Genomic DNA, 26,980 nt, shown 5'->3' with positions numbered 1-26,980 from the left:
AGGTGTTGAGTTTAAATATTCAAGACAAAAATCAAAAGAAACACCTGGATCCCCGATAAAGACATTCGAGGATGACGGCGAAAACGCAAAAGCACAAAGACAACACCTGGATCCCTGATAACAGATCTCAGGGAAGACGGGCGAGTTGGGCATTCAGCAGCCACTACTTCGTCCAGTAACAACCAATATCGCGTCGTTCCGATATTGCTTCCTACTACGTCGTTCCGGCAATGCTTTTGAGCCGGAATCTAGGTGTTGAGTTTAAATATTCAAGACAAAAATCAAAAGAAACACCTGGATCCCCGATAAAGACATTCGAGGATGACGGCGAAAACGCAAAAGCACAAAGACAACACCTGGATCCCTGATAACAGATCTCAGGGAAGACGGGCGAGTTGGGCATTCAGCAGCCACTACTTCGTCCAGTAACAACCAATATCGCGTCGTTCCGATATTGCTTCCTACTACGTCGTTCCGGCAATGCTTTTGAGCCGGAATCCAGGTCTTGAGTTTAAATATTCAAGACAAAAATCAAAAGAAACACCTGGATCCCCGATAAAAACATGCGAGGATGACGGCGAAAATGCAAAGGCACAAAGACAACACCTGGATCCCCGATAACAGATCTCGAGGATGACGGGCGCTGAACCTAGGACCTTGATTCTGTTGGCGAAGCGTCCCTTAAACCGTTATCCCTCTTCGCTTTCATATAACTAGCACTCGAGGATGACGACATAGAGAAACACCGGGTTTCCGATTATCTTGCTATTTTGTGAGTATCAGCAGGTAAATAACGCACTAACCAACATAAGGTTAAGATGGTTAAAAACAGTAAAGTATTCGAAGGTGATTGCAGGTTAAAGTCGACTGAAATATGCAATAACATGTGCACAATGGCCATTGCACAACCAAAGGCGACCCCTTTATAAAGTTTATTATTGCGCAAATACATGGTTCGACACGCTAACCAAAATGCATACAACACCCATAAGCCTAAAATGGCTGTCATTACAATCCCATACTCAACAACAAACTGAATATATTCGTTATGGGCATGGTCATAAAAACCAGAATAAAACTGAGGTTGGTATTGTGGGAAAACAGTATAGAAACTCCCTCCCCCAGTACCCGTGAACAAGTGTTCTTGGATGATGGGAAGACTATCCATCACCACTTCATCACGAGTTTCTGAACTAAAAGAGGTATCGTCTAAACGCTGTTTTAGTTTATCTACCCCAAAAATTGAGCCGACAATGAGCAAATCAAGAATGAAAATACTCACCACAAAAGGCTTAAATAACGTTGGCGGTCGACGATAAATAAACATCGACAATAGTGATACAACACCCAGTGCAGTAAAGAAGCCAGCGTTACCCATTCGTGAGCGACTTAAAATTAAGCCTATCACCATAATCACAATGGATAAGCGAAGGATCAGTTTTCGACTGAATAATGTCGATAGTAAGTCAATCATCATTGCACGCAAATCGAACTCTTTCTTGCTGGTTTTAAGCTCTGATAGCAACCAACCAAACGCGATAGAAAGGCATAACGCCAAATAATTAGCGAAGTGATTTTGATAAACAAACGAGCCTCTTGCTCTATCGCCATCGAGGTAACCAAATATAGGTGATACATCGAGTTGTAATAAATGAATCAAGGTGCCGTAAAATGCCTGTAAGCAACCTGAAACGATAATCGCAATCAATAACCAACGAAGTGCTATAGCGTGTTGAAAGTATTGTGTTAATAACAAAATAAACAGGCTATAACAGAATGTTTTTAATAGTTGCTGAGCGGTTTGATAAGCATCAACCGTATTAATAGCGGGGATCCAATTCAAGATCTGCAAACACAAATAGGCCAGCATCATTCCGGTTGGGATCAGTAAATGTTTTTGCCAACGAAATCGTAATAAGAGTGCATTATGTTTAAAACAATACACCACATGGCTAATAGCAAGTATTACGATAACAAACTCTAAAATGGCTAAGGCCCAAATACGATTACTGCCTAACGGAATCGGCATCCACACAATCAATGTGCATATTGCCAATATCATCACGCGATCAAACACCCCAAAAAACTGAGAGCTACGTATACGATCATCCATTACCGGCACATATCCTTTTCAATCCATGTAGTATTATTTTGGTTAACATCCAAAGGTAAGTACTTGAAGTAGGTACACATAGTCGGCGTTAATTGATATTGTAAAGCAAGCATTTTTAAATCGTTGCGCATAGTCCAATTGGCCATTGCAGCAATCTTTGCAGTGCTAAACACCAACTGTTTTTGCGTCGCCGTTAAAGATGGCCAATGAGCAAACCCTATCGCTAATATTTGATGCAACACTTCAGGTGTATAGGGGCCATAGTGGAGTGCCTGCTGTAAATAAGGCCAAGCTGCTGCTAAGTCATGCTGAATAAAGGCTAGATTATAGGCATAATCGCTATAAGCATTTGGCCATGTTGGTCGTTGATTAATCGCATCGCGGTAAAGCTGGTTAAATACCTTATTATTGGGGGTAACTAATTGTGAAAAAGCGCCCCACTCCATCACTTTCACTAGCGTGAGCAAATAATGTGGATTCTGATCATCAATTTTAGCCGCATAGTCGGCAGCCAATAACGCATTCGAATATTGTAATGATGTCGGTGTATTGCCACTTTGCCACTGTTCAATGTAAAAACGTGATTTAAAATAGTAGGCATTGGCCAAACCTTTTTGTAACAAAATAGGCAATAAGCCCAGTAGAACTAAAATAATAAGTGCATATGTCGCACGTCTTGCAGACCAAGCAAACTTACTCATTCACTACCTCGTCTGTTCAAATAACGAACTGGAAATACTATCCGGCATTGCTGTCGTCATCGAATAAGCATAGTCCTCATCAACTAACTGACTTATGGCATCGTAGGCTAACGCAATTTTAGGAGGACGCCTATTTAGCGAATGACAGTCAGAGGCGACTATAGAATATAACTTTTTCTTCAAAAGATACTCACTCAATTGCTGTGGGCTAGGTCCCATATCACCAGTCAGAGATGCAGCGGTTAATTGCAACAAACACCCAGCATTTACAAAAGGCATAATCCTATCCGGATGTACTTGCAACTCTCGGTTTCGCTCTGGGTGAGCAATCATGGGTAATACATTTTTGGCGAGTAACCAACTAATCAGCTTGTCGGTACCCGGTGGAATATGGCTGCTAGGCAGTTCTAGCAGCAACACATCTTTTTGCTGGTAACGGCCTACAAAAGGCAATTGCTGTTGCTCAATAAACAGCATGATTTCGGGTGAAATCCTTACCTCTGCAGCTGCGCGCAATTGTATATCTATATTAGTTAACGCCAACGCGTCACACAACAAACGATAAGCAGCATTAATTGATTGTAAGTTATTGTCATAAATACCCAAGTGAATATGAGGAGTCGCCACCATACGTGACACCCCCTGCTCGGAGGCTAGAGCCACCAAAGCAATGGCTTCGTCAATTGATTTAGCCCCATCATCAATATTGGGTAATATATGGCAATGCAAATCAATCATGCCTTGGTGTTTTCCTTACTGTTTTCTTTACTATTACCTTTGTTATTGCCGGCTGGCTGTTTAATGGCATAGTCGGCACCATAGGCCTGGTAATAACCATAATCACCTTGGTAGCGCTGGGCATCTTTAGTGTTGAATTGATTTAACACTACGCCAAACACTTTACTGCGCGCCTGGTTTAACTTAGCTAATGTCATCTTAATCGCTTCGCTACGAGTATGACCAGCTTTAACAACCAATACTGTAGCATCGCACAACGAGGTAATAATTAGTGCATCACTTACCGCATGTACCGGCGGTGTATCAATAATAATTTTACCGTATTGAGTTTTCAACTCAGCCAACAGTTCTGCAAATTGGCCTGATGCTAATAACTCTTGCGGATTTAACGGCACTGCACCAGCAGGCATCACATCAACGTTAGGTTTAACCTCTTTTACAATACAGTTATGCACACTGTCGGTACCCGACAATACATTAGCAAGCCCAGGCTGGTAAGTAGGTAAACCAAAGCGCATACCTAAGCTTGATTTACGTAAATCAGCATCAATAATTAACACTTTCTCCATGGTCGAATAGGCGAACGCAATATTCATTGACGTGGTGGTTTTACCCTCATTAGGATTAGAGGAGGTCACTTCAATAGTAGCAAGTTCACTGCCCATAGCCATTAATGACATTGATGTTCGTATCGTCCTCACGGCCTCTGCATGTAAGGGTAAACTCGCATCGTAAAAGGCAAAGTTAATATCTTCATAACTAGTCCCTTTTTTGGCTTTAGGCACATAACCTAACGCTCTTTGCGATAAAAGTTTTTCAACATCATCGCTGGTTTTAATGGTGTCATTTAATGCATCCAGCACTAACACTAATACCATCGCAAAACCTAAACTTGCCATAAACGCTAAAATAACAATCACTTTCTTTTTAGGCTTTTCTGGTAACAACGGTACTACTGCACGGTCGGTAAAACGTGCAACAGGTGAATCGAAATCACCTGTAACCGCAGTTTCTTTTTGACGAGCTAAAAAAGTATCAAATAACTGCCTATTGGTATCCACTTCACGTAATAAGCGTTGATAATCGGTGTCTGTGGTACTTAAATTTTGAAACGCGCCTTTAGCATTACTGAACTGCGCTTCTAACGCTTGCAGTGTTTGGGCTGCAGTTTGGGCTTCATCTTCTATACCCTGTACTAAACGACTTATTTGCTTGTGTAAATTCTGTTGCACCGTATTCAGTTCGGCTTGTGCAGCAATCATCTTTGGATGTTTAGGGCCATACACCTGTTGTAGCTCAGACACTTTACGCTCAACCAATACCACTTCACGTTTAACGTTTTGAATCGATAAATGCGAGGTCACCTCGGGTAAACTTTCTAGACGACTAATGTCAGTGGCACCGTAACGCCTCACCACCGCTATAAAGCTATCAGCTTGGGCCTTACGTGATCTGGCAACGGTAATCTCATCACTTAAACGTTCTAACTCTTTGGCGTCTAATGCTGTCACCCCTTCAACGTCAATTAATCCATTTATTAATTTAAATTGCTCTAATCGTTTCTCTGACTCATCCAGCTTTATACGTAAGTCTTCTAAGCGACCGCCTAACCAAGTATTCACTTTTTGAGTCATACCCAATTTGGCTTCTAACTGGCTTAAAATATAAGTATCACCGACAACATTTGCTATCTGTGCAGCAAGTTGTGAATCTGAGCTTTCATAACTAATATTCACTAGTTGGGTTTTACGCACCGGAGATACATTGATATTTTGAGCGAAACTATCAATCAATTTATGCTTGGCTATATCTTGGCTAATTTGGCTATCAGCAGCCGTAGCAACTTCTTCAGGGATAAAATTTAACTGCGATTTAATCTCAGAAAACCAACTTGGAGGCTGGTTAAAAGCAGGATGATTGATTAAATCCAATTCATTAAAAACTCGTTCGGCAATACTGCGCGACTTGATAATCTCAAACTGGGTTAAATAATATTCTTGCTGGCCAGAATTAATACCATACACTTCGTCAATTTTAATCGCTTTTGCTTGTTCGGATTCTATCAATAACGTCGATGAAGCCTTATAAATTGGTGTCATGCTTAACACCACAAATATGGTTAACGCAGTCACTAATAATGAAAATGCTAAAATGCGCCACTTAAAACGTAATAGTGGTAGAAGCAGTTTTTTTACATCGATAAGCTGATCCATTTGCGTTACTGCAGGACTCAGTAAATTGCCTGGAGAAGCACTTTGTCGTCTTTCTTGGAAGCTCATTAAAAAAATCTCTGTTCTATTGTAATAGTATCGCCTGCCTGAATAGCACTATTAATAGTGCCGCGCTCAGACTCGACTTTGCTGCCTTCGCGAGAAATAGCTATCTTATCTTCTGATGCTCTCTCCGTAAGTCCACCAGCGAGAGCAACAGCTTGATTGACCGTCATCCCTGGTTGATAAGGATATCCTCCCGGTTGTTTAACTTCACCGTGTATGTAAAAGGGTCGATATAATATCATGCCAACAAAAACGTTAGGCTCAACAAAGTAATCGCCTTTTAAGCCGTTATAAACAATTTGTTCAACTTCTTTAATCGATAAACCAATTAATTTTAACGATCCTAAAAAAGGATAATTAATAGTCCCGCTATTGGTTATTTGAGTTTCGAGTGTTAATGCTTCTTCACCATATACTTTAATCACTATGGTATCACCAGCACCTAAACGGTAATTCTGTGTTTCAGCAATGACTGTCATTGGCAATATTGCCAATGACAGAAAAAATATGACTGATAAAATTGGTGCTAAATATTTCATGGCCTTCCTACAGTGTCATTTCAGCTTTAATAAAGTACACGTTTCGATCAAAAGCATATTGATTGTCAGTAGAATCAACCTCAATAATATCGACACCAGTGTTTAAGGTTAACCAACGTGTTACGTAATAATTAAGGCCAAATTGGTAAATTTTACTTTTGTCTTCACGTTCGACACCAGTATAGTCATCGTTTACTTGTTTGAACCCAACAGAAGAGGTAAACAGTTCGCTCCATTCATGATGCCACTTGACCCCATAACTAGTGCCTCTAATAAAGTCACCCGCGCCATTAGGGTCTCGACTAGCTCTGCCAGTAGAAAAATCAAAAGCAGAATAGGTTAACGGAGTCCAGGTCACTTTAGCGTCCCACGATAAACCACTAAAGTCTTCACGGGTATCATTATCAAAGCCTTTACGTTGGTAACCTATACCAATGCTACCTTCCGTCGAAGCAGATGCTAGCCATTCAACACCTACTCTTGCAGTATTAGTAGTACTATCACGATCGCCAGTAGGATCGACAACTTCATAAACAGTGCCTACGTTTTGAAAGTCAATAAAAATACTGGTAGAAGCTCTTGTATCATAATAAAAAGTGGCACCTAATGTGGTGTCATCAAAATTACGAAATTGAGTGATAGATTCAAAGTTACTGTACTCTTTACTTAAGTATTTAGCATTGGCTCGAATACGTGCGGGAGTAGTTTTAGCACCATATTCATAAAAGCCGCCGACGCTTGAAACATCATAAGTATTTGGCTCATCCTGATCGGCGCCACTGTTTCCTTCAAAAATCCCGCTACCGCGATCTTCATGACCGGAAATGTAAGTTGCCTCAAGACCAAATCGCCTAGATTGATTAACATCAACCTCTGCTTTACCCTTGATCAAAGCATCTAAATAATTATCATCGCTACTAGAAAAATAATCACCATACTCGATGCCCGCATCAAGGGTAAAAACACTGCTGCCGTCAATTAGCTGGGCTTGAACTGCAGGAGTCACCGTTAAAATCCAACTATCTAGCTTATCAGCTGAAGCACTTGCACTAGTAATGTTGTCATCATATTTCAGGCCACTGTTTAAACCCGGAGTAAAATCGACACCAGATTCAGTGCGAATAACGCCAGCTTTTTCATCTGCAGCAGACACCGGGTTCGCTACCACTATTGCAGCAACCACTGTAGCGATACAACTTAACTTATACGGTACATTCATGATTTATATCCTTATAAAATAAATACATGTGGGAATTAGAACAAATAGACAATCATATCGATTTATTCTATTCAGTTCAGTTTAATTTTAGCTAATTCTTTGATTCCGGATCAAAATGTCTACCGGAATACCCTATCGCCCGTCATTCCCAAGATCTCTTATTGGGAATACAGGTGTTGCTCTATTCTTAAAAGCCAAAAGCTGGATTCCGGCTCAAAAACATTACCGGAATGACGTAAGTAGAAACATTACCGGAATGCTCTCGCCCGTCATTCCCGAGGTCACTTATCGGGAATCCAGGTGTTGATCTATTCTAAAAGCCAAAAGCTGGATTCCGGCTCAGAAACACTACCGAAATGACGTAGACGAAACGCTACCGGAATGCTCTCGCCCGTCATGCTTAATAACTCTCGCCCGTCATTCCCGAGATCTCTTATTGGGAATTCAGGTGTTGCTCTATTCTTAAAAGCCAAAAGCTGGATTCCGGCTCAGAAGCACTACCGGAATGACGTAGACGAAACGCTACCGGAATGCTCTCGCCCATCATTCCCGAGATCTCTTATCGGGAATCCAGGTGTTGCTCTATTCTTTAAAGACAAAGGCTGGATTCCGGCTCAGAAACACTACCGGAATGACGTAAGTAGAAACATTACCGGAATGCTCTCGCCCGTCATTCCCGAGATCTCTTATCGGGAATCCAGGTGTTGCTCTTAACTTTAAAATCAATAAACGTTCTTACCAACAAAGCCTTTAAAAATAGTCATAAAAACAATTTTTACATCCCACCACAGGGTCCAATTGCGGATATAGGCTAAGTCGAACTCAATTCGTTTTTCCATCTTATCCAAGGTATCTGTTTCACCACGCCAGCCATTAACTTGTGCCCAACCAGTAATACCTGGCAACACCTTGTGACGTAACATGTAATAAGTGACTAATTTCCGATATTCCTCGTTGTGAGCCACTGCATGTGGACGAGGACCCACTACTGACATATCGCCCTTAAACACATTAAAAAATTGCGGTAACTCATCCAAAGATGTTTTTCGTAAAAAAGCACCAACTTTAGTAATGCGGGCATCGCCTTTAGTCGCTTGTGTAACAACATCACTGTTTTCCGTTACGCTCATTGAGCGGAACTTCCACACTTTAATCTTACGACCATCTAAGCCATATCGATCTTGTTTAAAAATGACAGCGCCAGGTGAGTTAAGTTTAATTGCAGCACCAATAATCACTAACACGGGCGATAGAGCTAAAATGGCGGTTAAGCTGAAGATTATATCGAAAGTTCTTTTGTAAAAACGTCTCATACCGTTTACTGGTGATTCGAAAACACTGATAGTATCAACATCACCCACATTGCCAATACGCGCGTGCATCAAGTTTTTGAGTAAAAAATCAGGGGTAATCAACACATCAACTGTGGTATTTCCAAGCTGTTCAATAATATCAGCAATTCGTTTTTCTGCTACCATGGGTAAGCAAATATACAACTTTTGTATTTTACCACTTTTGGCTAATTCAACAGCTTCATTAACTCCACCTTCGATAAGGTTAGTTTGCATACCACCTAGTCGTTTTGGTTCTCTATCATCAAAAAAACCAACAAATTTAAATCCTAATTCATAGTTTTTTATTATTTCACGATAGAGACTTATACCTGTCGATGTTAAACCTACTATAGCTACATCTTGAAAACCTAATCCGGACCGTCTTCGAATTGTTTTGATCCATTTAGCAATAAATCGCCACGTCATCAATGATATAATTGATAATGTAAACCAACCAACAATAATAATACGAGAGAACGATTCAGATTCTTTAAGGAGAAACAAACAAGATGCGACAATTAAAAAACAAAAAAGCTTAACCAAAAACAAGGAGCCTATCATTCTTGAAAACTTTCCAACTCGCCAAGATCGATACAGCTGAAATGATTCTGACAAATAGGAATAAACAAGTAAGGTGAAAATCAATACAATTAAGTAATCTTTGGAAAATTCTGCCCCATATAATACAAGTGCGAAGTTGAAACAAATAACAATAATTAAGATATCAATAAATCGATATAACAATGTATAACTATCTTTTTCAACATCCAGTGCTTTTTGCGAATCCATAATTAATCATCTTATTTAGTAAAGAACTTTTCTTTTAATAGTAAAAAAGCAAACTTTGAGTTTGTAACCAGATATCGTTTCCACATACGGCCGGGTTCTTGTAACACACGATAAAACCATTCTAAACCCGCATTTTGCATCCATATCGGCGCACGTTTCACCTTACCAGCAACTACATCAAATGTGCCCCCCACGCCCATTACAAAATCAACCCCTAGCTTGTCTTGCCATTTATTTATGAAATTCTCTTTTTTAGGTGACGTTATTGCTACAAATAACAACTTTGCACCTGACTGACGAATTTTATTCACAACGGCTTCTTCATCATCCCAGAAGTAACCATCGTTAAAGCCAACGACCTTCAAATTTGGATAAAGCATTTGAACTTTCTCTGTGGTTTTAGTTACTACATCTTCTGTTGCTCCCAAAAGAAACACAGGAAAATCACGCCTGGCACTCATTTTCAGTAACTCATGAAATAAATCAACGCCAGCTACTCGTTCAGGTACATCATGCCCTAAGAATCGAGCACCAAAAACAACTCCCATACCATCGATGTTGATCACATCACATGCATTTACAGAGTCAGCTAACTGGGCGTCTTTCTGCATATTGACTATTTTGGCAACATTGACGACTACATGCTGTAGAAATTCACCTTTGTCTATTTTAGTTTCGATAAACTTTACAGTTCCTGACATGGATGCTATATCCATAGGAGATCTTAAAAACTCAATTCTTTTCACTAGTTGTCCTTTTAAAGTATAAATTTTAACTTTTTATTTATCTCGATCAGAACCAAAGTTATGACTACTGAAGATAAAAGAGAGAAAAAATAAAGTTGAGACGTATCGAAATCAAATACTTTTCGGTAAGTCATAATAAAAAATGGATGAACGAAATATATTCCAGAAGAAAGCAAACCTAAGAATTTAAAGTTTGAAATCATTCTTAAATTCAAAGAAAACAGGAACAATAAAGGAGCAACAAATATTAAAGAAAAATACATATCTCCGCCTCTGGATGCGGAATTCAAATAGTTTACAGTCACCTCCAAAAAAAACAAACCTAACGAAATTAGAATAAATTTAGATAGGAATGATAAGTTAACTTTAACATTAACAGTATAGTTTTTAATAAAAGCACCTAAATAAAAAAAGGGCAAAGAGAAAAAAACAAAATTTCTATACAACCAATAAGTATTATCCTTCCCCTCAACAACTAAAGAAAATGAAGTATTATAAAGACTAAAATAATATTGGATAGTGCAGCCCACTGCGTACAAAAATAAAAAAAACATTGATGCATTATTAAATTTAAAAACATTTATTAAGTAAAAAGTAACTCCACACAAAAAAACACTTACAACGTACCAAAGGTGATAATAACCAAAAAAGACATTAAACATGGTAAGTAAAGGCTTATCTAAATCAAACCAGTAAATAGAAAATAAAACACTCCAAAATATATACAAACCAAAAACACGTCGAAACCACGATAACTTTTGGGTCCTCGTTAGAGAATGATAATAATAGCCATTCACGATAATAAAAAATGGAACAGCAATACGAAAAACACCTTCAACAAGAAAAAAATTTAAAGTTATATTAACATCTTCAAATATCCTGACATGAATTCCGACAACCATCAAAGAAAATATTAGTTTAAAAAAGTCAAGACTTAAATTTCTTTCAGACACAAATCACCTTAAAAAGTATAGTCACACTACACGCCCTTCATTTGCCTTGTAATTAGTCATTTTTTGTAATAAAAAAAATATTAAAAACAAAATACCTATGAAAATCAACACCTCAAAATATGTATTTTTATTACCTATAAAAAATAATGTAATTGGTACAGTGAAATGAAGTAAGTAGTGAAGGACATAAGCTAACAATGAGTTCTTTCCAATTATACTTAAAACATATTTAAGAGAAGTAGGAAAAAATTTACTACTTACACTCAAACCTATTAATGTTGATATGAATATTGCCCCACCAATATACAATAGCAAATAAGCCGGATGTGGAGGTGCTTTGAAATATGCTGATGACAAATCTTGAAGTAAAGTTGACGTTAGCGAATTTAGATAAAACAATCCAATTGACATCATACATAGTGATAATACAAAAAAATATACTAAGCGTTTTTTATCACTTTCAATTTTAAAATACAGAATTGCTAAATATATACCAAAAATCACACAGCAATAAAAAGGAAAAAAAGGATAAACATCATAAAAAAACAATCTAAAAAGAGCGCCATTATCATCTGTCGAATAATTAATACCTATCAAATAAGATGATATGTAAAGGATAGAAAAAACTGGAAGTGTAACTACCAACCTGTTATTAAAAATAAAATATAAAACATAAGGAGTCAGCAAGATAGCAAGAAAATAAAAAGTTAAAATCTCACCAGCTTGAGAAAACTGTTTATATAAGAGAACATCAATTAAACTAGTTAATTGTTCAGGATGAGAGAATGAATAAAGTAGTACGATCACCTCTCTACCAAGTAGTACTTTAGGAAGACGCCTAAAACTCCATAATATTAACTTCTTTAACCCCTTCGGCTCAGATACCTTACCATAAAAGATATAGGAGATAGTGAACCCAAAAACTGTAATAAACAGTGGTGTAGCGACTCTAAAAATGGATTTAATATATTCAACTATTTCAGGTGAAACTAAGCCTCTTGACTCAACAGCACCAATATAATGCATAACTATTAAAAACAATATAGCAAATCCACGTAAAGAATCTAACCAAACTAGCCTTGGTTTTTTTTTATTAACAATCAAAACGACCTCTCAATGATGGTTTTAAACCTTTATTATTAAATACTGATGCAAAACAAATTAACAATAAGCACATTACCCACACTATATGTTGATCACGCAATATGGCAGGTTCTGAAATATTATAAAAAATAGGAAAACTCACAGCGGAAATAGTTAACTTAGAATTAGCAAAGTATGTAATAAACATTAGAATAGATACTACAAAAAGACTAAGAATACCTACTTGAGTAATTAGTTCAATATAGCCATTATGTGATGAATTAATAAACCTTAAGAAACTATATTGGTTATCAAAAAAGTAAGGTGTTGAAGACGTACCAAAAAAACTTCCATAACCATAACCTAAAGTTAACTTATTAAAATAATCTAAATCATAATAAATAGTATCCCAAATGACCCCTCTACCAGTCATAAACTCTGGTTCAACAATAAGTCCTATGTGCCAAATTGTACCAAATAAATAAGTAACAAAAGGGATTAATATAAATACGACAATGATAGAAAAAAAAGATAAAGTTAAAAAAAACCTAATCTTTAAAATAGAAAAAAAGGATAGAAATAAATACATAAAGACTAATATTATCGATGTTTTACTAAAGGTAAATAATAATAACAACAGTACTACACAAAGAAGATACTTACTTTTTCTAACTAGATTGTAATATGATAAAACCAAATGCGATATGATAAATACAACCCCTAATACAGCTCCCATAGTATTCTTTGACTTTGTAAATCCAGCAAGTTCCATGTAAGGGTTTATTCCTGAACCATTAATAATTGAGGCGAAAATCATTAATATTGTCAAATAGCATAAATATTTAAACGTCGAAACTAAATTACTTTGCAGATAACAAAAAATAAAAGCTTGCACTAATACCCAAAAAAGTATTATTTGAAAAATAGTTCTTTTAAATGTTACTAAAATAAAATCTGACCAAATAAGACTAAGAGTGCAAATGAAAATAGTAGTAATTAGAAATAAAAATGGAACAAACATTGACCTAATAATTATTATATAATCAACTTTAGCTTTATTTATATAAGCAATAATTGCATATAATGAAGCCAGAGCAAGCCAAAATATCTGTTTCAAAAAATCACTACCTGACTTAGTCTCCGATAGTGAGTTTAAATCGAGATCTAAAAGCTGCACTTTAGGTGATAAATCAGGGCTAAAAATACCACAGCAATATAATAAAATTAAGAGTAAACCCCATCTTTCAATAAAAATATAAAAATTCACTTAACACCACTTATAGATGAGGAAATCCTGCCTAAATCTCTTAAAACTTCACATTTCATTCTAAAAACTTTTGACTTTGAGCATATGAAAAATAACATCGTCGTCATATGTTGAATTAATTTTATCACAGAACTAAAGAAAAGGTAAAAACGATAGAAATGACCTTTCCGTATTATCTTTCTAACACCATAGTTCTTGCCGTTACAGTATAATCTGTTGAATATCCATGATTCAGTTGACCGCTCTCTAGTCAAAGGCTCATAGACTATAGATTTATTATTCCAGATAATTTTTCCATACAGATTAAATCTTTCGAAAAAATCAGAGTCCTCAGCGCCAGTAAAATTAAACTTGATGTCAAAATTTAATTGATTATCTTTTATCAATGAAACTCTCAAAAGACAGTTGTTCGTAGCGCCATGACTAATCTTTTTTAGATGGGAGTATTCTTTCCTGTCATGAATTTTTGAATTAATTATTGTTTTATTTACAAAGTCAGGATATTGGGTAATAACAGGTCCAACAGCGGCATCAAATTCTACTTTACAGTCATTAACGAGAGTTAGATAATTTTCATACCAGTTAATATCAACAACTTCATCATCATCAATGGATATCAACCAATCAGTATCGACAATTGAAATTACTTTATTTCTAGCATTTACAACTCCGACAGAAGGTTCATTATAATACTTGATACTATAATGTTCACTTCCATTAAATTCAGCTAGTATACATAACGCTGATTTTTCTAAATCATTATCTACAATGACAATTGTAACATATGAATTAGCTCTTTTAACTGATTCAATTACACTCTGAATCGTATTGGATAAAAACATTCGTTTATAAGTACAAATTGCAACAGTGATTGAATTGTTATCCATTATTAACCCTCTTTAATTTTTGCAAATAAACGGTTGAAATAGAAAGTAAAACTAATTCACCAAAAGCTATTGAAAGAGGCATAAATTTCCAATCAAGTAAATAAACTATCAAAAAAGCAGCAAAGACGGTTACGCCACCAGCGACTAAGTTAAAATATGTCTGTATCTTAAATATAGCGAATGCTTGCAATGCAGTTGTAACAACCATTCTCAATTGAATGATACCAACACATAATCCCCATAAGAAAACAGTTAAAAACATATCATGTTCTGTTCCACTGAATATGTAATTTTCAATAAAGGCCCAAAAAAAATACATTGAACAAAGGACCATAAAGTTTATAGCTATAACAAAAAAGATACTTAAATAATAAAAACTATAAAAATCTTCATATTTCTTTACACCTAGCATAGAAGTGAAATGATTTCGGGCAACTCTAATCCAACCATTTAGCAATAGATTTAGTGGGCCAAAAAAAACTCTAGCAGCCTGTACCAGCCCTAATATTTCTGTCGGATAAAATATAGTTAAAACAAAGATATATATTCTACTATGAATTTCAGTAACTATTACACCAATACTAGCCCACTTAGAAATGCTCCAAACTTTGACCTTGTAAAATCTATATAGCTTAAAAAAATCAAATATAAAATTAAATTTAATATCAGAAAAGACCAATAATAAAATAGAGGATAAAAGAGATGCAGAACCAAGACTAAATAATGCACTGCTTGGTGTAAACAGGAAAAAATAAAAATTTATTATTAAAAACAAAATCGATAATATGATAAAAACAATATCCGACACAAGCGCGAACACCACTTTAAATTCAATTAACAATAAAGATTTCAAATAATCTCTCAAACAATATGCAACTAAGTAACAGCTTACATCTTTACTACTTAAATCTATGAAGCTTACTATTAAAATAGAAAATATTATTATCAAAATAAGATATATGAATTCAGATGAATTATAAAAAGGAGTATACTTTGACAAGCCTGATAAAACTCTTTTTTTCGTCCTTATAGCCATTGGGGTTACAATCAATGAATTCTGAAATGAAATAAAAGTCATGCCTATTGCAAATATTAAACTATAATGTCCAAAACTTTCAAAATCCATTTTTTTTATAAAATAAATACTGAGTAATAAGTTAAATAAGCTCAATAATCCTTGATTAAATACAGATATAATTATTCTACTTTTCATAAGATTAAAGCCTTATCTAGTGCTTTTAATCACAGCAGGATTACCACATACAATTTTATATTCATCTACTGATTTTGTTACTATCGAACCAGCTCCAATAACAGCACCTTTTCCTATTTTTACTCCAGGTAATATGATCACATTAGCCCCGATCCAAACATCATCTTCAATAATAACTTTATTAAAAGATTCACCTTGTTGGTTGATAGGGATATCTCTATTACTAATTATGTGATTTTTTGTGTAGATTTTAACATCTGGCCCCATTAACACATTTTCACCTATCTCAACGCCTTTGTAAATTCTACAATTCTCACCGAGCATAGATTTACGACCAACACGGATATATGGTGAAAATTTTGCATCTTTCTCAATGTTCAAGTTGCCGCCGTGATAATCAAGGAAAAACATTGCGTTTAGTGATCTAATAGAACGAAAAAAATGACCTAGCGGTCTATAGTTTGCTGGCAAATGAATGGGGAGTGTCAAATAAAACCAATATGCTATTAATTTAAATATTTTCTTGAGCATTTTCTAACCTACTTATATAATTTTTTTTAATATTATTAGTTTCAAAAATATCTAGCAAACCATTAATTCGATCATTGATTAATTGACTTTTAATTTTATATTGATTTTCATCAAATTGTTGAATGCACTTTTTAATGCCTTCTAAATCACCAAATGTAACTTTTTTAAAATATTGACTGCCTTCAAGATAGCCATCAATACCTGATTTTTCACAACATAGAATAGGCAAGCAGTTTAATAAAGCTTCCGCATAGACCATACCAAATGTTTCGTTTTGACTTGGCATAAGTAATGCTGAGTAGCTTTTGTATTTCGATATTAATTCCTCTTTAGAAAGAGACCCCATAAGATTGATTTGCGTCTCAACATTATTATCTTTTATATATTTCAGAATTTTTTCATTAATGAGACTTGTCGATGGACCATATATATCTAAACTTAACTTAGGATAAAACCTCATAACTTTAATAAGATCTAACAAACCCTTTTTTTCTGCTGATTCCAATCTTCCAACAAATATAAATCTATTTGAAATTACTATTTTTTTATCTAAAAACTCATAACTAGAGCTTTTAGCAGTTACAATATTTGCTAAATTACTTTCATTTACTGCTTTGTATTTCAATTTACTATTAATTGTATTTTTTGCCCAGGCACTAACCCAAAATATATGATTCGCGTTTTTATATACCTTTCTAAATAACCATCGACTAAAAGGTTTATTGTTTATAAACTTCAAATCTGTATCAGCTCTAATACTTAGTACATATTTAACGCCGGTAATTTTAGATAGAAAAAAAGCTACTAAACCATCAATTGTTAATTTATGAGCATGTATAATGTCGAATTGAATACATTCTTTTCTTAAAATATTTGATAAAATGACTGCATATAAAAATGAAGTTGAAATATGAAAAAACCCAAATGGAAAAGAAGGTGTTTGAAAATAAATATATTCATTAAATCTTTCATAAACTATTTTAGCTTTTTTTAATCTCCTTAAAGCTATTACTTCATGTTTAATTTCATTTTGAGTAGCTACTAATAAATTTTTTACTGCTTTTGTATGATTATAATTTGTGTGATCAGGGTAATCAGTTACAATATGGAGGACTTTAAGATTAGTCATTTGTTAATTTTCCATATTTTTTTGTTTTTATATTTTCTCTTATTACTTTAGCAGGATTACCTGCAACAATACAATTATTAGGTATACTCTTCGTTACGATACTACCAGCTGCAACTATAGAGTTGTCTCCGATCTTAACACCAGGTAAAATTAAAGAATTAGCACCAATGAAACATTTCTTTCCTATTTTGGTATCTGCATGAAATCCTCTTACAAAATCATGAGTAAGTACGGTAGCACCAAAAGCAATATAGGAATCCTCACCAATATATACACCTTTAGGATTTGTTTTATCTAAATTACACTTACTAGACAAAAGAACTCCTTTAGATATATTCATTCCATATATATTTTTTAAATATTTAATTCTAAGTTCAAGTATGAAACGCCTTAAAAATCGCATCATAATGTTTCGACCTTTATTTGCAAATAACTAATACTATTTAAATAGTAAGATAATTTATTATGATTTTATTTATTAAATAATACCACGAGTATCAATAACAACCTTAGTTGCAAACTGCATTTTGTCGGCAGCTTTAAATTGCTTATGATCAACAAGCACAACAATGATGTTTGCTTTTTCTAGTGCAGCTTCTAACGTTGCATGTTCAACACCCGCATTTATTAATTTTTCAGGTAGATATTGTACATTTGGTTCCACCGCAATAAGTTGGCCAATATTTTTTAATGCTAATTGATCAACAATTTGTAATGCAGGGCTTTCACGAAGATCGTCTATATCAGCTTTAAATGCTAAACCTAAGCACGCGATAACAGGACGTTTAAATTCGTCTGCCGCTTTTTCAATTTGCGCGATAACGTAATGAGGCTTTGCGTCGTTAGTTAAACGAGCTTGACGAATAATATTAGCTTCTTCTGGGCAGCTATCCACAATAAACCATGGGTCAACCGCGATACAGTGGCCTCCAACACCAGGACCAGGGCTTAAGATATTGACTCGAGGATGACGATTAGCCAGTTTAATCAGCTCCCACACATTGATTTTAAGCTTGTCACAAATAACAGATAATTCATTAGCAAAAGCAATATTGACGTCACGGAACGAGTTTTCAGTAAGTTTTGCCATTTCAGCTGTACGCGCATTGGTGATAATACATTCGCCACGGACAAATGTTTCATAGAGTTCCACCGCTCTCAAACTACAGGCTTTGCTCATTCCACCAATAACACGGTCATTAGAAACTAATTCTTGCAATACATAACCAGGTAAAACACGTTCTGGACAATGCGCAATTTTGATGTCCGCACTATCACCTAAGTCTTGTGGGAAAGATAAGTCAGGACGAGCCTCCTTTAACCAAGCGGATAGTTTTTCTGTTGCACCAACTGGCGATGTCGATTCTAGAATAACCAAGTTGCCCTTTTCTAATACAGGCGCAATGGCTTTTGCCGCCGCTTCTATGTATTTAAGATCTGGCGCATGACCTTCTTTAAAGGGAGTTGGCACGGCAATCATAAATGCTTCTGCTGGCTCTGGGATTGTTGTTGCTCTAAGGTTTCCGGTAGTCACTACACCACGAACGACGATGTCTAGATCCGGTTCTACAATATGAATACGCCCTTCGTTTATTGTATCAACGGCTTGTTGATTGACATCAACACCAACTACTTCTAAACCGCGAGATGCTAAAACTGCAGCAGTTGGTAAACCAATATAGCCTAAACCAATAACAGAAACCTTTTTGAACGACATGACTATTCCTTAAAACGAATTTGATATGTATGAAAATGTAGTTAATATTTAAACAGCTTGATTAATTAGTTTTATTAGCAAAATGCTGTTTAATACTGTCAATGATCCGCTCGCAAGCTTTACCATCACCATAAGGGTTATGTGCTCGGCTCATTGCGCGGTATTCATCTTTATTAACCAATAAGCTTTCAACTGCATCAATGATAACTTGCTTGTCTGTACCAACCAGTTTTACCGTACCTGCGTTGACAGCTTCAGGACGCTCTGTTGTATCGCGCATGACTAAAACAGGCTTACCCAGTGATGGGGCTTCTTCTTGTATACCACCAGAATCAGTTAGTAGAATGTGAGCTTGGTTCATGAAATACACGAAAGGGAGATAATCTAAAGGTTCGATTAAATGGACATTATTAACATTTTTCAGGATACGATTAACCGGTTCGCGCACGTTTGGGTTTAAATGTACCGGATATATGATTTGGCATTCTGGGTGTTGTCCAGCAATTTCGACTAAAGCTTCGCATATACGTTCAAATCCACCACCAAAACTTTCGCGACGATGGCCAGTTACTAAGATCATTTTTTTCTTTTTATCAATTACTGGGTATTGTGCCGCCAAAGCTGCATTTAGGTCAGCTTCTGTATCCAGTTTATTTTTTATAATGAACAAAGCATCTATAACAGTATTACCCGTTGTGGATATTTGGTTTTGTTTTACACCTTCATTTAATAAGTTATTTAATGAAGCTTCGGTAGGTGCAAAATGCAAAGTTGCAATGGCACCGGTTAATTTACGATTGCCTTCTTCTGGCCAAGGAGAGTAAATATTGCCGGTTCTTAATCCAGCTTCTACATGGCCTACGGGGATCTGTTGATAATATGCCGCTAAACTGGTTGATAACGTTGTTGCTGTATCGCCATGTACTAAAACGATATCTGGCTTGAACTCTTCTAATACCGGTTTTAAGCCAAGCAAAATATTAGTCGTTACGTCATAAAGTGTCTGACCAGGCTTCATGATGTTTAGGTCGTAATCTGGTTTTATGTCGAATAAGTTTAATACTTGATCAAGCATTTCTCTGTGTTGAGCCGTAACACATACTTTTGCTTCAATACCTTGGTCAATTTCTAATGCTTTGACCAGCGGCGCCATCTTTATCGCTTCTGGCCTTGTGCCAAATACAGATAATACTTTCAACATTATAAATTCCTTTGATTTTTAGTCATTACCAAATAAATCTCTGGTATACATTTTTTCAGCAACATCACTTAATTCTTCGGCAGATCTATTTGACACAATCACATCGGCGTCGGCTTTAAACTGTTTGAGATCACGATAAACTTTAGAATTAAAGAACTCGTTTTGTTCTAGTACAGGTTCATAAATGATGACTTCTACCCCTTTGGCTTTAATCCGTTTCATGATGCCTTGAATACTCGACGACCTGAAATTGTCTGAGCCAGACTTCATAATTAAACGATAGATACCGACTACCTTAGGGTTACGCTTTAGAATCGATTCGGCAATAAAGTCTTTACGAGTGGTATTTGAGTCAACAATTGCACTAATTAAATTATTTGGCACATCAGCATAGTTTGCACGTAATTGTTTGGTATCTTTTGGTAAACAATATCCACCATAACCGAATGATGGATTATTATAGTGACTGCCTATTCGTGGGTCTAAGCAGACTCCATCGATAATTTGTTTACTGTCGAGGCCGTGTGCTTCTGCGTAGGTGTCTAACTCGTTAAAGTAAGCGACCCGAAGTGCCAGGTAAGTATTTGAAAATAACTTAACCGCTTCTGCTTCGGTTGACTGAGTAAACAATACTTCAATGTCTTGTTTAATCGCACCTTGCAGTAACAAGTTAGCGAAGGTATGTGCACGGTCGCTTTGTTCGCCAACAATAATACGTGACGGATATAAGTTGTCGTGCAGTGCTTTGCCTTCGCGTAAAAATTCTGGCGAAAACAGAATGTTGTCACTTAAAAATTCTTGTTTAATTCGTTCAGTGTAACCAACGGGTACGGTAGATTTAATGATCATCACCGCACTAGGGTTAATGTTGATGACATCGTTAATAACAGACTCTACTGATGAGGTATTAAAGTAGTTGGTTTTTGGGTCGTAGTCTGTCGGGGTTGCAATAATAACAAAATCGGCATCTTTATAAGCTGCATGTTTATCTAACGTTGCTGTAAAATTTAGCTTTTTATTTGCTAGAAAGTCTTCGATTTCTGTGTCGGCTATTGGTGAGCTTTTGTCGTTAAGTAAGGCAATTTTTTCTTCTATTATATCTACTGCGACAACTTCATTGTGTTGTGCCAGTAACATTGCATTGGATAGTCCAACGTAACCAGTCCCTGCGATGGCAATTTTCATCTTGTAAACTTCCTGTTGATCGTAAATTGGTTTTAATGCGTATTTTGTAGGGGAAGGTGCTAGGTAATAGATTCTAAAATCTGAGCAACACCTGGATCCCCGATATAAGCACTCGAGGATGACGAGCCTTTAAAGCAACACCTGGATCCCCGATTAAAGTATTCGAGGATGACGAGCTTTTAGAACAACACCTGGATCCTCGATATAAGCACTCGAGGATGACGAGCCTTTAAAGCAACGCCTGGATCCCCGATTAAAGCATTCGAGGATGACGAGCTTTAGAACAACACCTGGATCCCCGATAAAAGCATTCGAGGATGACGAGCTTTTAAAGCAACACCTGGATCCCCGATTAAAGTATTCAAGGATGACGAGCCTTTAGAACAACACCTGGATCCCCGATAAAAGCATTCGAGGATGACGAGCTTTTAAAGCAACACCTGGATCCCCGATTAAAGTATTCAAGGATGACGAGCTTTTAGAACAACACCTGGATCCTCGATTAAAGTATTCGAGGATGACGAGCCTTTAAAGCAACACCTGGATCCCCGATTAAAGCACTCGAGGATGACGTGCCTTTAAAGCAACACCTGGATCCCCGATTAAAGTATTCGAGGATGACGTGCGGGTGGTTCTAGGTTCTAGGTTCTAGGTTCTAGGTTCTAGGTTCTAGCATGACGAGTTTATGGGATGTCTGCGTGTGTTTTACTTAAAAAAAGACACGCTACCGCCACTAGATTACAGCTTCTAGATTGCTGACAAACGTTTCAAATTTTTGATCTGTTGGGGTTTGACGTTTCAGAACGAAACAGTAGAAAGGCTCCCTCAAGATGTTTACTGGACATCTTTAACTGGTTTTTTGTTTTTTATATCTAACATGTCGACCATGTCAATTTTTAGCTTAACCAGTTTTAGCATCTAACAGGTTATTTAGCACAAGGCCTTACACCTGAATTGATGTCGTAGGAGACTGCAGGAAAAAACAATCAGCTGAGGTTGCATCGGTAAACTAATGAAGCAAAAATATATTTTTATTAGCTTCAACACAGTTATCGTTGGCGTCATGCCTTGCTTAAAATTTCCCTTTCTACTTTCTGTTTTACGTCAATCCTCATAAATAAGTCGATAATTATAATGTATACGGTAATTTAATGACAGTTTTTTGACAGCTTTATTGTAATCGTCATTTTTTCGTCATTCAAGCTCAATTTAAACGTAAATTTGTACATATTCACTCCTTTAGTACTAGTAACAATAAGCATCTTTACAAGAGACCTCTACCGTAAACTTGCTCATTAAACAGTCTGTCAGTGGTTTATATCGGTATCTTTTTGATAGAGACTTTTATGCACCATAATGTGGCTTGATTTACCATCTGCACTATTTTTGTGCTGATAAAAGATCCAAACACCAAGTTTTATCGCAAATCAATTTTAAAGAAACTAACCAATATTAAAAAAATATAGGTAACCTTAAGCTGCTGTTTATAAATAAAATTTATAAACAGCTAAATTAAAATCGTGCGATTACTTGCGATATTTTTGAACCGTTTTTCATTCAAGCTATCCCATTAATGCCTATAAACAACCTAGTACTACACTTTACATAACAATTCGCGTGCCAATATATTGACATTGTCAATTATCAATATTGATATGAGTTCGGCTAGAGTATCTCTTTTAGTGAATAAACTTAGTCACGCATTCGGGCTAAGGAAGATTAGCTTGTAAACTAAAACACTCAAAACATGCTTGTATCGTCATTTTATTGTCGTTTTACGACTAACTAGCTTATGATATGCATCGTTATCGCATAAATTCTGTAAAATTATTACAGTGTTATCATTAACTATCATTTGCAGTGAGATTTGCGTATTAAACTCGTTTTGTGTTGCATAGATAGATATCGCCACTGGCTTGTTATGTCATTGGTGTTTTCGGCTGTGTGTGTTGCCACCATAACTGACGATTTATTTACCACTGATTTTTTTACTCAAGTCGAGCAGCGCTATGGCTCAGATAGAGTTGAAGATTTTAGTGACTGGCGTGACACCATAAATGAAGGCGTGACATTGAGCGATTACGCCAAGCTTAATTTAACTAATCAATTTGCTAATAGGCGGATTCGATTTGTGAGTGATAGCGACCATTGGCATAAAAGTGACTATTGGGCCACACCGCTTGAATCGTTAGGTACTAAAGGTGGCGATTGTGAAGACTTTGCCATCTTTAAGTATTTTACCTTAAAGGCTATGGGTGTTGATGAGAGCAAAATGCGCCTGATGTATGTGCGTGCGTTATTGATTAACGAGCCTCATATGGTGTTGATTTACTTCGAAGACCCAAAGGCGATGCCTTTAGTGTTAGATAATTTAAAATCGAAAATTTTACCCGCTAACCAACGACGAGATTTAAAACCAATTTATTCATTTAATGGTCAAGGGTTATGGTTAGCAAAGGCACAAGGGTTGGGCAGCAACAAACCCACTAGCAGTGGCACAAAAAGTTGGACTGACTTAGTTAATCGTATTGAGAATGGCGAGTAATCGTTACAAAAGGATCTGGAGCAAACAATGTTTATAAAAGGAATGTCTTTGCGGCTACAGCTTTATCTGCTGATAGGTTGTTTATCTATATTTAGCTTCGGAGCAGCGTTATATAATAACGTATCGAACATGCGTGGCTATTTAAATGAACAGTTAGCATCTCACGCGCAAGGAGCAGCGCACAGTTTAGGTTTATCTATATCACCTTATATGGATGAAGAAGGTTTGGTGATTGCCGAGACAATGACTAATGCTATTTTCGATTCAGGCTATTACCAACATATTATTTTTACCGACCTGGACGGCAAAGTCTTATTTGAGCGCAATAATCCTCAAGGTAATTTTGCTGTTCCACAGTGGTTTATTAACTGGTTTACCCTGCATCCTCCGATAATGACAAGTGAAGTGAGTGATGGTTGGCGTATTGCAGGTAAATTAGAAGTGCAATCGCATGCGGGTACCTCATATAAAAGTTTATGGGATCACGCGGTTAATAATTTAACCTCTGCATTATTTCAACTGGTTATTGCACTGTTATGTGCTTACTTTATTCTAAAAGCGGTGTTGACCCCACTGAGTAGTATTGAAAAACAGGCTGAGTCGGTTATTCAAAAGCGCTTTGAGCTTAATCCTATTAAGCCTTTCACCTCTGAGTTACGCACGCTTGTGAATGCGATTAACCGCATGATTGAGAATATTCAGCGCTCGTTTAATGAACAAACTCAATTGGCTGAAGCCTTGTCGAAGGAGGTTTATATTGACTCGCATACTGGTTTACCTAATCGCCGCGCGTTGTTAAAGAAATTTGAGTCAATTCAAGCTGAATATGAGCAACACGGCAACCGTTTTTATTTAGGTTTATTGTCGATGACCTCTTTAAAGCAGGTTAATGACAACGATGGTTATGGCAGCGGTGATGATTATATTTTATCTGGTGCGCAGCTTTTTAGTGAACAAATGAATAGTTTGCAAGAAGCAACCTTATACCGCATTTCAGGCTCAGAATTTGCTTTTTTAAGCTTACTTACTGAAGATGCCGCCAAAGAAGTCGATCAGCAAATAGCCTCTTGTATTTTAATAGAAAGCTCGTCGCGTTTTAGTAATGGCTTTGCAAAACATAGCCTCACCCGTGTAAATCACCAAGAAGACTTTGCTGATGTGGTCATGCGTTTAGATAACCAACTGGTGCATAATCAATATGCTGATAACCCTATGGGGTTGGTTTCTGCTAAGGGCATGCAAAAGAATCATTCACGTGAAGAATGGGTGGGTATTTTGACCCAGTTTACTCAGTATTTTAAAGACGAAATTAATCACTCTAATAGTAAAGATTTTGCAATTAAGTGTATTCCGTTAGATAAATTATTCGATCTAATGTTGCAGCCTGTGGTGGTTGAAAATCAATCTATTTTGTATGTTGAGTCGTTTGTGCGCTTTAAAATAGCGGGCGAAACACTATCGACTTTAGATGTGTTTGCCATGGCAGAAAGATTGGGCGTGTTACAAGAACTCGAACAAGCTGTTGTGTGCTTTATTTTTTATAAGCTGCAACACATTGAACACACCCGCGTAGCCATTAATATTAGTAATCGTGCGCTGCATAATCCGGTGTTTACCGATTGGTTGTTTGATTTATACCAAAAAATGCATAAAACGCTTCCACCACTTTTGTATGAATTTAACGAGTCTGGCGCAATGCTTTCGCTTGAATCGACAGAGAGTTTTATTCGCCGAGCAAAACAATTAGATATTGATATTGCCATTGAACGTTTTGGGTCTAGTTTGAGTTCGTTTTGCTATATTAGAAACTTAAACATTGATTATATTAAGATTGATCCTAGTTACGTACGTGATATAGCAGAAGCTGATACGCGCTTTTTTGTCCAAACAGTGATTCAAATTTGTCATGGTATTGGTATTAAAATCATCGCACCACAGGTAGAATCGGCTGTTATAGGTGAACACTTTTCACTCATGAACATCGATGGTTTGCAGGGTAATGGATTGTATGCTGTACGAAATTTCAGTACAATAATCCCTGCAAACGCAACAAGTACATGGATCAGTGCATTGCAGCTGAACTACTTTAGTAATTCACCAAACCACGAGGCAGAATAATGCGCAAAAATAAATTAACCTTGTTATTAGTTTCAGCATTAATGACAGCGGGCATGTCTGCCGGTGCTATGGCTGCAGAAACCTTAACGGCTAGCACTCAGACTGTTCCTGTATCTGAAGCTGCTACACAACTCTCTAATGCGTTTATTGCTGCTAATGGCGATGAAGCATTGATTATCGAAGCGATACAAGCCGCTGTTGCTGCAGGTATGACTTCTGACGAAATTTTAGCGGTTGCTGTTGCTAACGGTATTGACCCTGCTATTGTTGCTGCGAATCTTGAAGATGCGCAAACAGCAGGTGGTGGCGCATTTGGTGCTGCACCAGCACCAGGCGGCCCAGGCTTCGGCGGCGGTTCAGGCGGCGGTGCTGGAACAATCTCTAGTAACTAATCGTATACTTGCTTGTTGAAGAATAATGAAAGCCCATTAAATTGGGCTTTTTTGTGGGTGTTTGTCAGCCGTCATCCTTGAATTTTTTTATCGGGTTCGAGGTGTTACTCTATCGCCCGTCATCCCTGAGATCTGTTATCAGGGATCCAGGTGTTTGATTAGATTTTTACTTTCACTTTTCTTTCAAGCTTAAAAACAACACCTGGATTCCGGCTCAAAATCATTGCCGGAATGACGTAATAGTGAGCGTTGCTTCCCCGCCCGTCATCCTCGAATGCTTTTATCGGGGATCCAGGTGTTTCTC

At 36.6% G+C, this 26,980-nt stretch carries 21 protein-coding genes and 2 pseudogenes; 3 read left to right on the top strand and 20 right to left on the bottom strand.

From position 1 onward, the window contains the following. Positions 1-757: 757 nt before the first annotated feature. The 20 genes and pseudogenes from AAEY99_RS20200 to AAEY99_RS20110 all read right to left on the bottom strand — a co-directional run bounded on the left by AAEY99_RS20200 (position 758) and on the right by AAEY99_RS20110 (position 21,621). Positions 758-2,113 carry an O-antigen ligase family protein gene (locus AAEY99_RS20200; protein ID WP_351011784.1) on the bottom strand — a complete coding sequence of 452 codons (1,356 nt, stop codon included), beginning with the start codon at positions 2,111-2,113 and terminating at the stop codon, positions 758-760. Further along, positions 2,113-2,814, bottom strand: a complete 702-nt coding sequence (locus AAEY99_RS20195) for a hypothetical protein (RefSeq protein WP_351011783.1) — start codon at positions 2,812-2,814, stop codon at positions 2,113-2,115. The genes AAEY99_RS20200 and AAEY99_RS20195 overlap by 1 nt, the downstream gene beginning before the upstream one ends. A gap of 3 nt (positions 2,815-2,817) precedes the next feature. Next, entirely contained in the window at positions 2,818-3,552 is a 735-nt protein-coding gene (locus AAEY99_RS20190) for a tyrosine-protein phosphatase (protein WP_351011781.1), read from the bottom strand. Beyond that, positions 3,549-5,831: a GumC family protein gene (locus tag AAEY99_RS20185; RefSeq protein WP_351011779.1), complete on the bottom strand. Its 2,283-nt coding sequence runs from the start codon at positions 5,829-5,831 to the stop codon at positions 3,549-3,551. Before AAEY99_RS20185 ends, AAEY99_RS20190 begins: the two co-directional genes overlap by 4 nt. Then, positions 5,831-6,367, bottom strand: coding sequence for a polysaccharide biosynthesis/export family protein (locus AAEY99_RS20180; RefSeq protein ID WP_351011778.1), 537 nt, complete (start codon positions 6,365-6,367; stop codon positions 5,831-5,833). The genes AAEY99_RS20185 and AAEY99_RS20180 overlap by 1 nt, the downstream gene beginning before the upstream one ends. 7 nt (positions 6,368-6,374) lie before the next feature. Next, positions 6,375-7,586, bottom strand: a complete 1,212-nt coding sequence (locus tag AAEY99_RS20175) for an outer membrane beta-barrel protein (RefSeq protein WP_351011776.1) — start codon at positions 7,584-7,586, stop codon at positions 6,375-6,377. Between the two features lie 722 nt (positions 7,587-8,308). Beyond that, on the bottom strand, positions 8,309-9,709 hold the full coding sequence (locus AAEY99_RS20170) for an undecaprenyl-phosphate glucose phosphotransferase (RefSeq protein WP_351011774.1): 1,401 nt from the start codon (positions 9,707-9,709) through the stop codon (positions 8,309-8,311). An 11-nt stretch (positions 9,710-9,720) separates the two neighbouring features. Further along, complete coding sequence (locus AAEY99_RS20165) at positions 9,721-10,455, bottom strand: WecB/TagA/CpsF family glycosyltransferase (RefSeq protein WP_351011772.1); 735 nt, start codon at positions 10,453-10,455, stop codon at positions 9,721-9,723. An 11-nt stretch (positions 10,456-10,466) separates the two neighbouring features. Then, the gene (locus tag AAEY99_RS20160) at positions 10,467-11,408 is read right to left on the bottom strand and encodes an acyltransferase family protein (protein ID WP_351011770.1); all 942 of its coding nucleotides are present in this window, start codon (positions 11,406-11,408) and stop codon (positions 10,467-10,469) included. A 21-nt stretch (positions 11,409-11,429) separates the two neighbouring features. Then, positions 11,430-12,512 carry an acyltransferase family protein gene (locus tag AAEY99_RS20155; RefSeq protein WP_351011768.1) on the bottom strand — a complete coding sequence of 361 codons (1,083 nt, stop codon included), beginning with the start codon at positions 12,510-12,512 and terminating at the stop codon, positions 11,430-11,432. Then, positions 12,502-13,758 carry a hypothetical protein gene (locus AAEY99_RS20150; protein ID WP_351011766.1) on the bottom strand — a complete coding sequence of 419 codons (1,257 nt, stop codon included), beginning with the start codon at positions 13,756-13,758 and terminating at the stop codon, positions 12,502-12,504. Before AAEY99_RS20150 ends, AAEY99_RS20155 begins: the two co-directional genes overlap by 11 nt. Further along, positions 13,755-14,645: a glycosyltransferase family 2 protein gene (locus tag AAEY99_RS20145; RefSeq protein ID WP_351011764.1), complete on the bottom strand. Its 891-nt coding sequence runs from the start codon at positions 14,643-14,645 to the stop codon at positions 13,755-13,757. The genes AAEY99_RS20150 and AAEY99_RS20145 overlap by 4 nt, the downstream gene beginning before the upstream one ends. Further along, positions 14,638-15,858: a hypothetical protein gene (locus AAEY99_RS20140; RefSeq protein WP_351011762.1), complete on the bottom strand. Its 1,221-nt coding sequence runs from the start codon at positions 15,856-15,858 to the stop codon at positions 14,638-14,640. The genes AAEY99_RS20145 and AAEY99_RS20140 overlap by 8 nt, the downstream gene beginning before the upstream one ends. Before the next feature lie 33 nt (positions 15,859-15,891). After that, a pseudogene (locus AAEY99_RS21830) lies at positions 15,892-16,029 on the bottom strand (DapH/DapD/GlmU-related protein); the annotation flags it as partial. Between the two features lie 105 nt (positions 16,030-16,134). Continuing rightward, a pseudogene (locus tag AAEY99_RS21825) lies at positions 16,135-16,269 on the bottom strand (hypothetical protein); the annotation flags it as partial. Positions 16,270-16,369: 100 nt separating this feature from the next. Then, positions 16,370-17,518 carry a glycosyltransferase family 4 protein gene (locus AAEY99_RS20130; protein WP_351011758.1) on the bottom strand — a complete coding sequence of 383 codons (1,149 nt, stop codon included), beginning with the start codon at positions 17,516-17,518 and terminating at the stop codon, positions 16,370-16,372. Beyond that, the gene (locus AAEY99_RS20125; protein ID WP_351011757.1) at positions 17,511-17,924 is read right to left on the bottom strand and encodes an acyltransferase; all 414 of its coding nucleotides are present in this window, start codon (positions 17,922-17,924) and stop codon (positions 17,511-17,513) included. Before AAEY99_RS20125 ends, AAEY99_RS20130 begins: the two co-directional genes overlap by 8 nt. Before the next feature lie 72 nt (positions 17,925-17,996). Continuing rightward, positions 17,997-19,235, bottom strand: a complete 1,239-nt coding sequence (wecC, locus tag AAEY99_RS20120) for a UDP-N-acetyl-D-mannosamine dehydrogenase (RefSeq protein ID WP_351011756.1) — start codon at positions 19,233-19,235, stop codon at positions 17,997-17,999. A 61-nt stretch (positions 19,236-19,296) separates the two neighbouring features. Then, entirely contained in the window at positions 19,297-20,436 is a 1,140-nt protein-coding gene (wecB, locus tag AAEY99_RS20115) for a non-hydrolyzing UDP-N-acetylglucosamine 2-epimerase (protein ID WP_351011754.1), read from the bottom strand. A gap of 18 nt (positions 20,437-20,454) precedes the next feature. Beyond that, entirely contained in the window at positions 20,455-21,621 is a 1,167-nt protein-coding gene (locus AAEY99_RS20110) for a nucleotide sugar dehydrogenase (RefSeq protein WP_351011752.1), read from the bottom strand. Positions 21,622-23,542: 1,921 nt separating this feature from the next. On the opposite strand from AAEY99_RS20110, the gene AAEY99_RS20105 reads away from it, so the two are divergent. The 3 genes from AAEY99_RS20105 to AAEY99_RS20095 are packed head-to-tail and all read left to right on the top strand — an operon-like array spanning position 23,543 to position 26,676. Then, positions 23,543-24,166 (top strand): transglutaminase-like cysteine peptidase, encoded by a 624-nt coding sequence (locus AAEY99_RS20105; protein WP_351011751.1) that lies wholly within the window; start codon positions 23,543-23,545, stop codon positions 24,164-24,166. 27 nt (positions 24,167-24,193) lie between these two features. Beyond that, positions 24,194-26,284, top strand: a complete 2,091-nt coding sequence (locus AAEY99_RS20100) for a bifunctional diguanylate cyclase/phosphodiesterase (protein ID WP_351011749.1) — start codon at positions 24,194-24,196, stop codon at positions 26,282-26,284. Then, a complete protein-coding gene (locus AAEY99_RS20095) occupies positions 26,284-26,676 on the top strand; it encodes a hypothetical protein (RefSeq protein ID WP_351011747.1) in 393 nt (130 codons plus the stop codon). Before AAEY99_RS20100 ends, AAEY99_RS20095 begins: the two co-directional genes overlap by 1 nt. The last annotated feature ends 304 nt before the right edge of the window (positions 26,677-26,980 follow it).

The sequence above is a fragment of the Shewanella sp. S1-58-MNA-CIBAN-0166 genome, from assembly GCF_040310085.1.
GTDB lineage: Bacteria > Pseudomonadota > Gammaproteobacteria > Enterobacterales > Shewanellaceae > Shewanella.
This window is presented reverse-complemented; position numbering and strand designations above follow the sequence as displayed.